The organism is Pseudonocardia sp. McavD-2-B (assembly GCF_024124365.1).
Taxonomy (GTDB): domain Bacteria; phylum Actinomycetota; class Actinomycetes; order Mycobacteriales; family Pseudonocardiaceae; genus Pseudonocardia; species Pseudonocardia alni.
In genome coordinates this window covers 1-14595 of sequence record NZ_JAMXSG010000036.1, presented here as the reverse complement: position 1 = coordinate 14595, position 14595 = coordinate 1, and the positions used below count along the sequence as shown (strand labels likewise).

15 protein-coding genes are annotated in these 14595 nt (G+C 74.2%); 13 read left to right on the top strand and 2 right to left on the bottom strand.

Annotated elements, in window-relative coordinates; all coding sequences use genetic code 11:
* Window positions 1-5 precede the first annotated feature (5 nt).
* Window positions 6-461 carry a heat shock protein transcriptional repressor HspR gene (locus tag NH602_RS07995; protein WP_308292822.1) on the top strand — a complete coding sequence of 152 codons (456 nt, stop codon included), beginning with the start codon at window positions 6-8 and terminating at the stop codon, window positions 459-461.
* Between the two features lie 29 nt (window positions 462-490).
* On the opposite strand, the gene NH602_RS07990 is transcribed toward NH602_RS07995, so the two are convergent.
* Window positions 491-1681: an MFS transporter gene (locus NH602_RS07990; RefSeq protein ID WP_253067456.1), complete on the bottom strand. Its 1191-nt coding sequence runs from the start codon at window positions 1679-1681 to the stop codon at window positions 491-493.
* Window positions 1682-1948: 267 nt separating this feature from the next.
* On the opposite strand from NH602_RS07990, the gene NH602_RS07985 reads away from it, so the two are divergent.
* From NH602_RS07985 to NH602_RS07970, 4 genes are all read left to right on the top strand, one after another.
* Window positions 1949-3505 carry an ABC transporter substrate-binding protein gene (locus tag NH602_RS07985; protein WP_253067455.1) on the top strand — a complete coding sequence of 519 codons (1557 nt, stop codon included), beginning with the start codon at window positions 1949-1951 and terminating at the stop codon, window positions 3503-3505.
* On the top strand, window positions 3502-4443 hold the full coding sequence (locus NH602_RS07980; protein ID WP_253067454.1) for an ABC transporter permease: 942 nt from the start codon (window positions 3502-3504) through the stop codon (window positions 4441-4443). Before NH602_RS07985 ends, NH602_RS07980 begins: the two co-directional genes overlap by 4 nt.
* A complete protein-coding gene (locus tag NH602_RS07975; protein WP_073576051.1) occupies window positions 4440-5297 on the top strand; it encodes an ABC transporter permease in 858 nt (285 codons plus the stop codon). Before NH602_RS07980 ends, NH602_RS07975 begins: the two co-directional genes overlap by 4 nt.
* A gap of 63 nt (window positions 5298-5360) precedes the next feature.
* A complete protein-coding gene (locus NH602_RS07970) occupies window positions 5361-6164 on the top strand; it encodes a TauD/TfdA family dioxygenase (RefSeq protein ID WP_179761537.1) in 804 nt (267 codons plus the stop codon).
* A gap of 69 nt (window positions 6165-6233) precedes the next feature.
* Here NH602_RS07970 and NH602_RS07965 read toward each other — a convergent pair whose 3' ends face one another.
* Window positions 6234-7406 (bottom strand): globin domain-containing protein, encoded by a 1173-nt coding sequence (locus tag NH602_RS07965; protein WP_179761538.1) that lies wholly within the window; start codon window positions 7404-7406, stop codon window positions 6234-6236.
* 315 nt (window positions 7407-7721) lie between these two features.
* Here NH602_RS07965 and NH602_RS07960 point away from each other — a divergent pair, with 315 nt between their 5' ends.
* From NH602_RS07960 to NH602_RS07925, 8 genes are all read left to right on the top strand, one after another.
* Window positions 7722-8531: a pyridoxamine 5'-phosphate oxidase family protein gene (locus NH602_RS07960; RefSeq protein ID WP_073576050.1), complete on the top strand. Its 810-nt coding sequence runs from the start codon at window positions 7722-7724 to the stop codon at window positions 8529-8531.
* Window positions 8532-8543: 12 nt separating this feature from the next.
* Window positions 8544-8714, top strand: coding sequence for a hypothetical protein (locus NH602_RS07955; RefSeq protein ID WP_179761539.1), 171 nt, complete (start codon window positions 8544-8546; stop codon window positions 8712-8714).
* A 217-nt stretch (window positions 8715-8931) separates the two neighbouring features.
* On the top strand, window positions 8932-11565 hold the full coding sequence (clpB, locus tag NH602_RS07950; RefSeq protein WP_253067453.1) for an ATP-dependent chaperone ClpB: 2634 nt from the start codon (window positions 8932-8934) through the stop codon (window positions 11563-11565).
* Between the two features lie 50 nt (window positions 11566-11615).
* The gene (locus tag NH602_RS07945; RefSeq protein WP_100879037.1) at window positions 11616-11948 is read left to right on the top strand and encodes a YbaB/EbfC family nucleoid-associated protein; all 333 of its coding nucleotides are present in this window, start codon (window positions 11616-11618) and stop codon (window positions 11946-11948) included.
* Entirely contained in the window at window positions 11945-12283 is a 339-nt protein-coding gene (locus tag NH602_RS07940) for a type VII secretion target (RefSeq protein WP_073576047.1), read from the top strand. Before NH602_RS07945 ends, NH602_RS07940 begins: the two co-directional genes overlap by 4 nt.
* A complete protein-coding gene (locus tag NH602_RS07935; RefSeq protein ID WP_253067452.1) occupies window positions 12280-13152 on the top strand; it encodes a WXG100 family type VII secretion target in 873 nt (290 codons plus the stop codon). Before NH602_RS07940 ends, NH602_RS07935 begins: the two co-directional genes overlap by 4 nt.
* Before the next feature lie 81 nt (window positions 13153-13233).
* A complete protein-coding gene (locus NH602_RS07930) occupies window positions 13234-13881 on the top strand; it encodes a hypothetical protein (protein ID WP_062403935.1) in 648 nt (215 codons plus the stop codon).
* A 96-nt stretch (window positions 13882-13977) separates the two neighbouring features.
* Window positions 13978-14595: SDR family NAD(P)-dependent oxidoreductase (locus tag NH602_RS07925; RefSeq protein WP_253067451.1), on the top strand; the 618-nt coding region annotated here is incomplete at its 3' end.

Sequence of the window (14595 nt, the reverse complement as noted above, 5' to 3'; positions counted from 1 at the left end):
TGGCGGTGGCCGGACGACGCACCCCCCGGGACGGGGAGGAACCGCTGATTGTCGACGTCGCACACGACAGCCCGGTGTTCGTCATCTCGGTCGCCGCGCAGCTGTCCGGCCTGCACGCCCAGACCCTGCGCAGCTACGACCGGATCGGCCTGGTCAGCCCGGGCCGGTCCGCGGGCGGCGGGCGTCGCTACTCCCAGCGCGACATCGCGCTGCTGCGCGAGGTGCAGCGGCTCTCCCAGGAGGAGGGCGTGAACCTCGCGGGCGTCAAGCGGATCATCGAGCTGGAACAGATGGTCGACGAGCTCTCGGCACGGCTCGAGGAGGCCACCGCCGAGCTCGACGCGGTCCGTGCCGCCGCCGCGCAGGCCACGGCGGCGGTGCACCGCTCCTACCGGCGCGACCTCGTGCCGGTGGACCGGCGCCAGGCCGTCGTGCGCTGGCGCCCCACAGACGACGGCTGAGTCCCCCGGGCGGTGCGGGCCCGGGCCGCTCAGGCCGCCGTCAGGACCCCGCGGCGGGCCAGCAGCCCGAGCACCACGGCGCCCAGTAGCGGGACCGCGGCCAGCACCGCGAACGGCAGCGCCGGCGGGAACGAGGGGGCCAGCAGCGCGCCGACGCCCGTCGAGCCGACGAGCACCATCAGCCCGCCGAACGAGGCCAGCACCCCGAAGTGGGCGCCCAGCCTGCGCTCCCCGGCCAGCCGGGGCACCAGGTCCTGCGCGACCGGCACGGCGAACATCTCGCCGAAGGTCAGCAGCAGCACCATCAGCACCGCGGGTGCGAGCGCCCACCACCCCGGCAGGCCCGGCAGCAGCCGTGCCACCGCGACGACGGTGAACGACGCGGCCATCAGGCAGAACCCGAGCACCACCGAGCGGCCGGCCCCGATCCGGTGGCCCCACGTCGTCACCCGCATCTGCAGGCAGATGACCAGCACCGACATCAGCACGAACAGGAAGCCCAGTGCCGCGGTGCGGCCGACGCGCTCCAGCTCGTCGGGCAGCGCCAGGTACAGCTGGTTGTAGGACAGCAGCCAGCCCGAGTAGCCGGCCGCGAACAGCATGAAGCGACGGTTGCCCAGCACCTCGCCCCAGCCCGCGAGCATCGGCCGTCCGGCCTGCTCGGCCTCCCGCCACGGCAGCCACCGCCAGTGCGCCAGCCCCACCAGCACGAAGCCGACGGCGGCGACCAGGCAGGCCAGCTGGAAGTCGACCAGCATGAGCGCGGTGCCGACCAGCGGCCCGGTGACCGTCCCGACCTGACCGGCGACGGCGAACATCGCGAACACCTCGGTCCGTGGCGGGCCCTCCCCGGCGCGTTCCCGCTCCCCGGCCTCCCGCGCCAGCGACGACTCGACGGCCGGCGAGAACAGGGCCGCCGCGAACCCGGTCAGCAGCGCCCCGCCGATGACCGCGGGCAGCGTGCCGGCGGCCCCGAGGAGGATGAATCCGGTCACGCGCAGCGCACACCCGGCGAGCACGACCGGCTTCGCACCGAACCGATCGGTCAGGGTCCCGCCGATCACGAACAGCCCCTGCTGGCTGAACGTCCGCAGCCCCAGCACCAGCCCGACGGCCGCCGCGGCGAGCCCGAGGTCCTCGGCCAGGTGCGTGGCCAGGTAGGGCAGCACCATGTAGAAGCCCACGTTGAAGGCCAGCTGGGTGCTGATCAGCAGTTTCATGACCGGCGGGAGCCCGCTGAAGTGCGCCCATCGACCGACGCGGAGCGGAGCCGCGGGACGCGGGTCCGACTCGGGATCGGCGGGGCGGCGGAGCAGACTGCGGAGCACCACGAAGTGGTACCAGGTCGCCCTCTGCAGTCGCGACTCGATGGCAGTAACGACATATGCGCATGCATGAAGATACTTGACCGTGTGTACAGGCTTACCGAAGATCTTCCGGGCGCCGGGTGACACACGGTCGAGGGGCGCCGGAGAGGACAGGTCGCCATGCCCGCCGCGCGCGCCGTCGTAGCACCCCGTCGTTCCCGGTTGCGGGTCGCCGTCGCCGTGGCGGCGAGCGCCGCGGTCCTCACCGCGTGCGGTGGCACCGGCGGCGGGACCGGCCGGGTCGTCCCGGACGGGCAGGCCACGATCGCGATGGCCTTCGGCCCGTCGGCCGGTTACGGGGTGGACACCGACGACGCGTTCGTCGTCTCCCAGCTGGGTGTGACCGAGTCCCTGGTGGCGTCCGGGCCGGACGGCCGGCCGCGACCCGCATTGGCGACCGCGTGGGCCCAGCAGTCCGACCCGCGGACCTGGCGGTTCGAGCTGCGCCCCGGCGTGACCTTCCAGAACGGCGAGCCGCTCACCGGGCAGGCCGCCGCGACCGCCCTGAACTGGGTGGCCGGCGTCGCCGCGCCGCCGCGCGCGGTGCGCGGGATCGGCCTGCAGGCCGCTGCGGACGGCGCGGACGCCGTGCGCGTCACGACGACGAAGCCCGACCCGATCCTGCCGCTGCGGCTGTCCAGCGCGAACACCGCGATCCTGGCGCCGTCGGCGTACCGGGCCACCCCGCCGTCGGTCCAGCAGACCGGGACCGGCCCGATGACGATCACCCAGGCGAACGGCGCCCAGTCGGTGACCCTCGTCCGCAACGACCGCTACTGGGGCGAGCGCCCGCAGCTGGCCGGTGTCACCGCGAACTTCGTGCCCGACCCGGCCGCCCGCGCCCTGGCGCTGCGGGCCGGCGACGCCGACATCGCCCAGGAGCTCCCCGAGGCCAGCGCCCTGGAGTTCACCGGCGACGAGTACGTGAACCAGACCGTCGCCGCGCCCCGGACGGCGTCGCTGATCCTCAACCAGTCCCGCAAGCCCTTCGCCGACATCCGGGTGCGTCAGGCCGTCGCGGCCGCGGTGGACCGCACCGCGCTCGGTGAGCAGGCCCTCGCCGGGTCGGCGATCCCGGCCTCGGAGCTGTTCGGCCCGGCGGTGGCGTGGGGCTCGCAGGACGCCCCGCCGCCCGCCGACCCCGCGCGCGCCCGGCAGCTGCTGACCGAGGCCGGCTACGGCCCGGACAACCCGCTGCGGATCGAGCTGGGTGCCTACGGCGCCCGCCCCGAGCTCCCGACGCTGGTCACCGCCGTCCAGGAGATGCTCCGCGGGGCCGGCATCGAGGCCACCGTCCGCATCGGCGACTACGACGCCCGCGAGCCGCAGCTGCTCGCCGGTGACTTCGACATGTACCTGCTCTCGCGCAGCTACCTGCTCGACGTGCCGGATGCCGGCGCCACGCTGGCCACCGACTACACCTGCCAGGGCTCCTACAACCTCAACCACTACTGCTCGCCGGAGTTCGACGCCCTGCTCGCCCCGCTGGCCACCGAGACCGACCCGGCCGCACGTCAGAAGGTCTTCACCGAGGCCGCGGCGAAGCTGACCGCCGACGTCGTCGGGGTCCCGCTGGTGCACACCAACGCGAACGGTGTCGGGCACCGGGTCACCGGCTACACCGTCGACCCGCTGGCCAAGTCGCTCGTCGTCCCCGGGCTGGCGACGACGGAGTGACCGCACTCGTCGCACGCAGGCTGCTGGCGCTACCGCTGGTCGCCGTGGCCGCGGCGGTGCTGGTGTTCCTGCTCCCGCGGTTCTCCGGCCAGGACACCGCGCTCGCGATCCTGCGCAGCCGGACCGGGGAGTCCGAACCGGACCCGGCGGTGCTGGCCGCGCTGCGGGAGGAGTACGGCCTCGACGGCTCCTGGTGGGACCAGTTCACCGGCTGGGCCGGCGCGCTGCTGCGCGGCGACCTCGGGATCTCCTGGACCAGCCGTACTCCCGTCTCGGGCCTGCTCTGGCCCGCTCTCGGGGTGTCGCTGACCCTCGCCGTCGCCGCGCTGATGCTCGCGGCCCTGGTGGGCATCCCGCTCGGGGTGCGCGCCGCGCGCCGTCCCGGCGGCCGGCTCGACCGGGTCCTGACCACCGGCTCGGTGCTGGGCGTCGCGATCCCCGAGTTCGTGCTCGGGACGGCGCTGGTGCTCGCCTTCGCCGTCACCGTGCCGGTGCTGCCCGCGACCGGCTGGGGCGGGGTCGACCAGGCCGTGCTGCCGGTGGTCACGCTCGCCGCGTTCCCCGCCGCGCTCGCCGCCCAGCTCGTGCGCGCGGAGACCCTCGACGCGCTGGCCCGCCCGCACGTCGCCGTCGCGCGGTCCAAGGGCATCAGCGACGGACGGGTGCTGTGGCGCCACGGCGGCCGCCTGGCCCTGACCTCGGTGACCTCGCTGTCCGGGCTGTTCCTCGGCGGGTTGCTCGGCGGCTCGGTCGTGGTCGAGGTGCTGTTCGCGATCCCCGGCCTGGGGCGCCTGCTCTACGACGCCGTGCTGGGCCAGGACCTGCCGGTCGTGCAGGCCGGGCTGCTCGCGATCGTGCTGGTCGCCGCCGTCGCCGGGATCCTCGCCGAGCTGCTCGCGCTCGCGCTGGACCCGGTCGCCCGGGGCGCCGTCCGGTGACCGCGTCGGCACTGGCCCGCCCGGCGGGCGCACGCGCGCGCGTCGCCCGGCGCTCGACGTGGTGGCAGGCGGGGGCGCTGGTCCTGCTCGGGGTGCTCGTCGTGGTCGCCCTGCTGCCGCTCGACCCGGTCGCCAACGACCTGTCCCACCGCTTCGCCGGGCCGTCGGCCGCGCACCCGCTCGGCACCGACCAGCTCGGCCGCGACGTGCTCGCCCGGCTCGCCGTCGGCGCCCGGCTCTCGGTCGGGTTCACCCTGGTCGCGCTCGCACTGTGCGCGGGGATCGGGACGGTGCTGGGCGTGCTCGCCGCCTGGTGCGGACGGGCGGTCGGGCAGCTGTTCCAGCGCACCATCGACGTGCTCGTCGCGATCCCGGCGGTGCTGATCGGGCTCGTGGTGGTCGCCGCGTCCGGCGGGGCGCCGGGCGTGTGGTCGCTGCTGGTGGCGATCGTCGTCGCCGGGTGGACGCCGTTCGCCCGGCTCACCTACCAGCTCGTGGTCCGCGAACGCGCCCGCGAGTACGTCGAGGGCGCCGTCGCCGTCGGCGCCGGGCCGCTGCGGATCGCGTTCCGGCACGTCCTGCCGAACCTCGCCCGGCCGCTGCTGTCCCACCTGTGCCTGCGGTTCGCGAACGTCCTGCTGACCGTGGCCGGGCTGTCGTTCCTCGGGCTCGGTCCGCAGCCGCCCACCCCGGAGTGGGGGGCGATGCTCGCCGACGGGCGGCAGTTCCTGTTCAACGCCCCGCAGCTCGTCCTGCTGCCCGCGCTGGCCGTCGTCGGTACGGCGCTGCTCGTCACCTCGCTGGGCCGCGGGCTGGAACGCCGGTGGACGACCGGTCCGACCGGACAGTTCTGACATCGCCTCGTTCCTGCCAGACTGCTGCGAGTACGGATGAACGGCAGGAGGTACGTCGTGGCGATGACCGGAACCGACGGACGGCGCAGGGGCGAGGCGCGACCGGAGCTCAAGAGCCTGGTGGACGAGACCGGGGTCGTGCCCCGCGCGGCGGCGCTCGGCGAGGCCCGGGAGGTGCTGGCCCGCGACGGCGTCGTCCGGATCCCCGGTGCCGGCCCGGACCCGGAGGCGATGGTCGTCGCCGCGGCCACCCTGCTCGGCGGGCGGCTGCGCGAGCTGTTCGGCATCCGGCCGCAGGGCGGGACCGACTCGCCGGTCCTCGGCCTGCACAACGACGGCGCGTTCCTCGAGGCCGACGTGCACGGCCGCACCGTGCGGCTGCGCGACCCCGACGAGGACTTCCTGTTCATGCACTGCACCTCCCCGGCGCCGTCCGGGGGCGACTCGGTGCTCGTCGACGGCTATGCGCTCGCCGAGCGGATCGCCGCGGAGCACCCGTCGCTGCACGGGTTCCTGACCGGTTGCGACGTGGACTTCTTCGGCAGCCGGACGAACCCGCCGCGTGGTGTGCCGCCGACCCCGCTGCTGCGCCGGATGATCGAGCACACCCGTGGTGGCCGGCGTGCCGTCCGAGCGAGCGACTACGCGCTGCCGGTGCCGCGCGAGCCGTACTGGGACACCCACCTCGCGCACATCGAGTCCTACGCCGACGTGCTCGCCACCGCGTTCGAGGCCGCGCCGCGGTTCCGGCTGGAGAGCGGGGACCTGCTGATCCTCGACAACTACCGCTTCCTGCACGGGCGCGACGCGTTCACCGGCAACCGGGAGCTGCACGTGCTGTCGGTGCGCACCACCGAGGCCTTCTGACCGGCCCCCGCGACGACGACGGCCGCCCTCCCGGTGCGGGAGGGCGGCCGCCGTGGCGTACGGGCCTGCTCAGTCCATCGTGAACGGGTCGTAGGTGATGCGGTCGAGCGGCGTGCCCGCGACCAGCATCCGCGACACCGTGGAGCGGATCATCGACGGCGACCCGCAGACCAGGACGTCGTGGTCGCTCCAGGCGCCGAACCGGGTCACGACGTCGGCCAGGGTGCCGGTCTCGGCCCCGGACGGCTCGTCCTCGTACTCGACGACCGGGATGACGTCGAGCCACGGGTAGTTGTAGGACAGCTTGCGCAGCGAGGTGAAGTCGTACAGGTCGTCCCACGTGCGGCCGCCGACGAACACCTGGGTGCGCGGCGGCTGGGGGCGCCGGCCGACCTCGTCGAGCAGCGCCTTCATCGGGGCGACGCCGGTGCCGCCGGCCACCATCAGCAGCTCGCGACGGGTGTTCTGCGGGACGGCCATCCGGCCCATCGGCGGGCCGATCCGCCAGGTCTCGCCGACCCGGCTGTGCGCGACGATCGCGCGGCTGACCCAGCCGCCCTCGACCGCGCGGACGTGGAACTGGATCGTCCCGTCGCGACGCGGCGCGTTGGCCGGGGACAGGTAGCGCCACAGCCGCGGTCGGTGCGGTGTCTCCACCGAGACGTACTGGCCGGCCTGGTAGGGCACCGGCTGGTCGGTCGCGACGGTGACCACGGCCAGGTCCCAGCCGATCCGGCGGTGCTCGACGACCCGGCCCAGCCAGGACGCGGGCCCGCGCTCGGCCGCGGCGGCCTGCTGCATCGCGTCCGCGACGATCCCGTACGCGCCGGTCCAGGCCTTCTCGATCTCCGGGGTCCAGTTCTCGCCCGCGAACGTGGCGATCGCCGAGAGCAGCGCCGCGCCGACCGCGTCGTAGTGCTGGGACAGCACGCCGAACTTGCGGTGGTCGCGGCCGAGCTGCTGCAGGAACGGGACGAGGTCGTCGGGCTGGTCGACCATCTGCACCACGTGCACGAGGGCGCGCAGCAGCCGGCTGCGCTGCACCTCCATGTTCACGGGGAACAGGTCACGCGTCTCGGGCGCCTGACTGAACAGCGTGGCGTAGAAGTGCTTGCCGATGTCCTCGGCCTGCGACTCGACGAGGGCGAAGCTGGTCCGGATGAGCTCGACGGTGCGGTCCGCCTCCGAGGCGGGGCGTCGCGGCGGGGCGACGTCGCCGGCGATCAGCTGGTCAGCAGTCATGCCTGGCGGACACTCTCCTCGGTCGTGCTCCGTGCCGCGGTGACACCGGGCGTCGCCGCCCGCGTTCCGCCGGTTAGGGTACGCGAGAGACTCCATCCGCCGGAACGGCGTACGCCGACCGACTCACCAGTGTGTGGTGAGCGGGTACGCATTGTCACTCATCATCCGTTCGGGGACGGCGGTCACTCGTCATGGCGTGGGTGGCGCCGTGGTCAGGATAGCGCCCATCGCGCGGAATGCCGACGTGGCGGTGTCCCGGGCCGGTCGGAGCCGTGATCGTTTGGTCCTGGCCGCGCCGGATGGCACGGTTGTCCTGTGCCGTTGCGAATCCCCGCCGTCGTCCTGCCCGGACGGGACCGTCCGGCCACGCCGCCGGTGGTCGTCCCCGCGCCCCCGGAGCGCGGCGTGTCCGACGCCCCGCAGGTCCCGGACGGGCCGCACCGGCCCGGCTCCGCGGGTGAGCACACGTTGCAGGCCGAGGTGGGCAGCTCCGCCCGTGCCGGCCGGTTCTACGACGACCAGCTCCGCGACCGGCTGCTTCCGCGGATGATCGAGTTCGTCGGACGGATGGAGATGGCCTTCGTCGCGACGTCCGACGCGCACGGCGAGTGCGACAGCTCGCTGCGGGCCGGCCCGCCCGGTTTCCTGCACGTGCTGGACCCGTACACGCTGGCCTACCCCGAGTACCGGGGCAACGGCGTGTACGCCAGCCTCGGCAACCTGGTGGAGAACCCGCACGTCGGGATGCTGATGGTCGACTTCACCGAGTCGCTGATCGGGCTGCACGTCAACGGCCGGGCCCGGATCATGGACGACGACGCCTTCCGCACCACCTACCCCGGGCACGCGCGCGACCACGCCGCCGGCCGCCGCGCCGAGCGCTGGGTGGTGGTGGACGTGGAGGAGGCCTACATCCACTGCCGCAAGCACATCCCGCGGATGGAGCGGGTGACGCAGCGGCGCGCCTGGGGGACCGACGACCCGGCCCGCAAGGGCGGCGACTTCTTCGGCGCCAAGGGGACCGAGCCGCGGGTGCCGCGGCCCTCCCGGCGCCGGTTCCCGAGCACGACGCACCTCGGCGCGGGGGCCTCGCGGACGCTCCGGCGCCGCCCGCACGGCCGCTGACCTGGGCGACGGTTGCGCACCAGCTCGGCCAACGCCCTGGCGCAGGCGCCGATCGCCGGCTCGAACATCGGCCGGGCCGGCAACTGCAGCGACTTCCTGAACGACAACGTCCGGGACGACCTGAACGGCGACGTCAGCGACAACGACAACCGCAGCACGGTGATCGACGACAGCGAGCGCTGATCGTCGCACCCGTTCCACCCGCGGCCCGTCCGGAACCTTCCGGGCGGGCCGCGGTCGTTCCCGGAACTTCTCGGTGTTGAGCGGAATGGACTCAACTTTTCTGCGGTTGACCCTGTCGAGAGGCGCACCGGCCGGGCAGACTGTGGAGCAGCGGCCCGGGGTGCCGCTCCCCATCCACAGACCATCGACCTCAGAAGGACCGGGAGGAACGCGGAGCATGGACTCCTTCAACCCCACCACCCGTACCCAGCAGGCCATCTCCGCCGCCGTCCAGGCCGCGACGCTGGCCGGGAACCCCGACGTCGGGCCCACCCACCTGCTGGGTGCCCTGCTGGCCCAGGGCGACGGCATCGCCGCGCCGCTGCTGGCCGCCGTCGGGGCGGACGCGGCCGCCGTCCGATCCGAGCTGACCGCGCTGGGCGACCGGCTGCCGTCGGCGTCGGGGTCGTCGGTGAGCGCACCGCAGCTGTCCCGGGACGCACTGGCCGCGATCACCGCGGCGCAGCAGCTCGCCACCGAGATGGGCGACGAGTACGTCTCCACCGAGCACCTGCTCGTCGGGCTCGCGCGGTCCGGGGGCCCGGTCGCCCAGCTGCTGGGGCGCCACGGCGCCACGCCGGACGCGCTGCGCGAGGCGTTCGGCAAGGTCCGCGGCTCGGCCAGGGTGACCAGCCCGGACCCCGAGGGCAGCTACCAGGCCCTGGAGAAGTACGGCCAGGACCTGACCGCCCGGGCGCGCGAGGGTGAGCTCGACCCGGTCATCGGCCGGGACACCGAGATCCGCCGCGTCGTCCAGGTGCTGTCGCGGCGCACCAAGAACAACCCGGTGCTGATCGGGGAGCCGGGCGTCGGCAAGACCGCGATCGTCGAGGGCCTGGCCCAGCGCATCGTGGCCGGTGACGTCCCCGAGTCGCTGCGCGGCAAGCGCGTCGTCTCCCTCGACCTGGGGTCGATGGTGGCCGGTGCGAAGTACCGCGGCGAGTTCGAGGAGCGTCTCAAGGCGGTCCTGAAGGAGATCACCGACTCCGCGGGCGAGGTCGTCACCTTCATCGACGAGCTGCACACTATCGTCGGTGCGGGCGCGTCCGGCGAGGGCGCGATGGACGCCGGCAACATGATCAAGCCGATGCTCGCCCGCGGTGAGCTGCGGATGGTCGGCGCGACCACGCTCGACGAGTACCGCCAGCACATCGAGAAGGACCCGGCGCTGGAGCGCCGCTTCCAGCAGGTGCTGGTCGGCGAGCCGTCCGTCGAGGACACCGTCGGCATCCTGCGCGGGCTCAAGGAGCGCTACGAGGTGCACCACGGCGTCCGCATCACCGACGCCGCCCTGGTCGCCGCGGCCGCCCTGTCGGACCGCTACATCACCGCCCGGTTCCTCCCGGACAAGGCCATCGACCTCGTCGACGAGGCCGCCTCCCGGCTCCGGATGGAGATCGACTCGCGCCCGGTGGAGATCGACACCGTGGAGCGGGCCGTCCGCCGCCTGGAGATCGAGGAGATGGCGCTCGACAAGGAGGTCGACGCGGCGTCGAAGGACCGACTGGTGGCCCTGCGCGCCGAGCTGGCCGAGAAGCGCGAGGAGCTGGCCGCGCTGACCGCGCGCTGGCAGAACGAGAAGAGCGCCATCGACGTCACCCGCGAGCTCAAGGAGCAGCTGGAGCAGCTGCGCGGCGAGTCCGAGCGGGCCGAGCGCGACGGCGACCTGGGCCGGGCCGCGGAGCTGCGCTACGGGCGCATCCCGCAGCTGGAGAAGGAGCTCGCCGTCGCCACCGAGACGGTCGAGCGGGCCGAGGACGTGATGTTGAAGGAGGAGGTCGGTCCGGACGACGTCGCCGACGTCGTCAGCTCCTGGACCGGCGTGCCGGCCGGCCGGATGCTGGAGGGTGAGACCGCCAAGCTCATGCGCATGGAGGACGAGCTCGGCCACCGGGTCGTCGGCCAGGCCGAGGCCGTGCGCGTGGTGTCCGACGCGGTGCGCCGGGCGCGTGCCGGCGTCGCGGACGAGAACCGGCCGACCGGCTCGTTCCTGTTCCTCGGGCCCACCGGCGTCGGCAAGACCGAGCTGGCCAAGGCGCTCGCGGAGTTCCTGTTCGACGACGAGCGGGCGATGATCCGCATCGACATGAGCGAGTACTCCGAGAAGCACTCGGTGGCCCGCCTCGTCGGTGCCCCTCCCGGCTACGTCGGCTACGACCAGGGCGGTCAGCTCACCGAGGCGGTGCGGCGGCGGCCCTACAGCGTCGTGCTGCTCGACGAGGTCGAGAAGGCCCACCCGGACGTCTTCGACACGCTCCTGCAGGTGCTCGACGACGGCCGTCTCACCGACGGCCAGGGCCGCACGGTGGACTTCCGCAGCACGATCCTGGTGCTGACGTCCAACCTGGGCAGCCAGGCCATCGCCGACCCGTCCCTGGACGAGAAGGGACGCACGGACGCCGTCATGGCGGTCGTCCGGTCGCACTTCAAGCCGGAGTTCCTCAACCGGCTCGACGACGTCGTGGTCTTCCACGCGCTGTCGACCGAGGAGCTGACCCACATCGTCGACATCCAGGTCGGGGTGCTGGGGCGCCGGCTGGCCAAGCGGCGGCTGTCGCTGGAGGTCTCCGACGCGGCCCGCGAGTGGCTCGCCATGAACGGGTTCGACCCCGTCTACGGCGCGCGCCCGCTGCGCAGGCTGGTGCAGTCCGCGATCGGCGACCAGCTCGCCCGCGAGCTGCTGTCCGGCGGCGTCCGCGAGGGCGACACGGTCCGGGTCGACCTGGACCCGTCGGCCGACGGCGGGACCGGCGGCCTGGTCGTGGGCAAGGCGGTCGGGGCGGCCGACCCGGCGGTCACGATCGCGAACTGATCCACCGGTTCGCCCGTGGGCCCCGGCGGTGCACGTCATCGTCGGGGCCCATGGAGCACTTCACCGCCGAGCAGCCGAACGCCGGGCGGACCTGGCTGGACGAGTACCGCACCCGTATCGAGTCGATCCGGGTCCGGGCCGAGCAGGCCCGGGACCGGGTCGCGACGGTGACCGCGACCGCACGCACCCGCGACGGTGCGGTCGTGGTCACCGTCGACGCGTCCGGGATGCTGACCGACCTGCGGCTCGGGGTGCGGGCCGAGGAGCTGCCGCGGGCCCGGCTCGCCGAGACGGTGCTGCGGCTGAGCCGGGAGGCCGCGCTGGACTCGGCCGCGCAGGTGGAGCGGATCATGGCGCCGCTCACGGCGGAGGGCGAGCAGTGACCTCCCCGGGCTTCCGCGTCGTCCCCGACAGGGTCTCGGCCCGTGCCGACGTCCTCGACGGTGCGGGCTCCGCCGTCGCCGGGATGCGGCCCTCCCGAGCCGAGCTCGACACCGGCGCCTACGGCGTCATCGGGGAGTTCTTCTCGGCCGACGCCACCGCGGCCATGCGGGCCGGGGTCGAGGCGCTGGATGTCCTCTCCGCGAGCCTGCACGACCTGGCGGCCTCCGCCCGGAAGGCCGTTGCGGCCTACCTCGACACCGAGCTCCGGACGGCCGCCACGTTCCTCGACGTCGACCCCGCTCCCGCCCCGGCCCCGGTCGACGGGGACCGGTGACGGCCCCGGTGGACGTCGAGGGGCCGGGCCCCCTCGACGGGGCGGGCGTGTTCTCCTCGATCGAGGACGTCGGGAAGGCGGCCGGGGAACAGGACGGCGCCGGCGTCGCTGTCGCCGCCACCGTGGCCGGGCTCGACGCGCTCGGCATGGTCGCCGACCCGTTGCAGGAGCTCGGGACGGCCGGGGTCGGATGGGCGATCGAGCACTTCGCCTTCCTGAGCGAGCCCCTCGACCGGCTCTGCGGGGACCCCCGGCAGATCGAGGCCCGGGCGCAGGACTGGCACCAGATCTCCCGCGAGCTGGCCACCCTCCTGCCGGAGATCGAGACCGTCCTGGCGGCCCCGGACGCCTGGACCGGGACCGCGGGGGACGCGTTCCACGGGGCCGCCGTGACCCGGGGCGAGGCCGTGCGACGACTCTCCGAGACCGCCCACGGCGTCGCCGACGTCGTGCTGACCTCGGCGTCCGTCGTCGGCACCGAGCGGGCGATCGTGCGCGACCTGATCGCCGAGTTCGTCGTGTGGCTGGTCCCGAAGCTGCTCGCGTGGACTGCGGGCGCGGCCGTCACCGCGGGGGTCGCCGCCCCGGTCGGCATCGCCGTCCTCGTCCTCGACGCCGTCGACCTCTCCCACACGATCGTCCGCCGGGTCGAGGAGGTCGTCGGCCTGCTGGAGAAGGCGAGCGCGGTCGCACACAGGCTGGAGGACACCATGCGGACCGGTCTGCTGCCCGGGATCGCGACGTCGCCGGCGCGGGAGGCCGCCGAGCAGACGGTGACCCGGGGGCAGGACGCCGTGCTGGAGTACGGCAAGAACGACGCCGCCCGCCGGGCGACGGCAGCGGAGTGGGACGAGCCGGCCGCCGGCTGAGTCTCCGTGCACGACGAACGTGCACGTCCGGAGCCGTGGCGTTACCACTCCACGGCGCCCGTCGGGACTACGCTGCCCGGCATGTCGGTCTGGTTCGTCATCGCCCTCGTCGCGATCGTCGTCGGTGTCGGTCTGCTGCTGTTCGACCGGTTCCGCGGGGGCGCGACGCGGGACCGCCGTCGCTGGGCGTCCATGCGGGAGTGGGAGTACCTCGAGTCCGATCCCGTCCTGCCCAGCCGCTGGCGCTACGGGACGATCCACCAGGGCGGCCCCGGTGTGGCCCGCAACCTGGTCTCGGGCGACGTCCCCACCCCGGACGGCCCGCGCAAGGCCTACGCGTTCGACCACGAGCAGGCCGGCCGCATCAGCTCGGTGCTCTGCGCGGTGCAGGTGCACGAGTCGCTGCCCGCCGCCGTCGAGCTGCGGCTGCCCTCGGCCCCGCTGCCCGACGACGCCGGTCTCGACCTGCTCGAGCCGGTCGGTGAGCGCTACGCCTTCGTCAGCGACGCCGACGCCGTCCGCCCGCTGCTGACCCCGCGCGTCGCCGACGCCAGCGACGCGGTCGGCGAGGACGTCGAGCTCCTCTGGGCCGAGGACGCCTGGGTGCTGGCCGCCGCGCCCGTCGGCATCTCCGCCGATCGGATGCAGGACCTGCTCGCCGATCTGGCGGAGGTGGCCACCGCTCTGGAGGAGGGGCTGCACGCCCGTCGTCCCGCGATCGAGTCCTGATCTGCGGGTATGTACGCAGCGTTGATCCACCGCAACGCGATGTGACCACCCGAACGCGTTAAGCCGAACGGGTACCGCTAGCCTGATCGTGTGGCTATGGCTCTCATCACCGGCGGCGGTACGGGTCTCGGCGCGGCTCTGGCCGACCGACTGGCCGCGCGCGGACACGACCTCCTGCTCGTCACCCGCGACCCCGAGCGGGTCGCCCCCACCGCCCGGGAGCTCGCCGCCCGGTACGGGATCCGCGCCGACGTCCTCCTCGCGGACCTCGGCACCCGGCACGGCCTGTTCCGGCTCGAGGCCTTCCTCGCCGGTCCGGAGGCCCCGGCCGTCGACGTCCTGGTGCACGACGCGCTCGCCGACGCGGCCGGCGCCGCACCGGACGCCGGGCGGGCGAGCGTCGACCTCGGCATGACGGCGACGATGCGCCTCACCCACGCCGCGCTGCCCGGCATGCTGCGTCGCGGCACCGGCGGGATCGTCGCGATCGGCGGGGACGAGCGGTCGGCCACGTGGGCGGTCTCGTTCGTCACCTCGCTCGCCCCGACCCTGACCGGCGACGTGCACGTCGTCGCCGTTCGCGGCGACGACCGGCCGGAGTGGACCGCCGACGCCGCCGACACGGTGCTCGAGGACCTCGACGCCGGCCTCGTCGTGAGCGCCCCGCAGAGCGGCCCGGCCCGTCCGGGCCCGGCCCGGCGCGCCGTCGCCGCG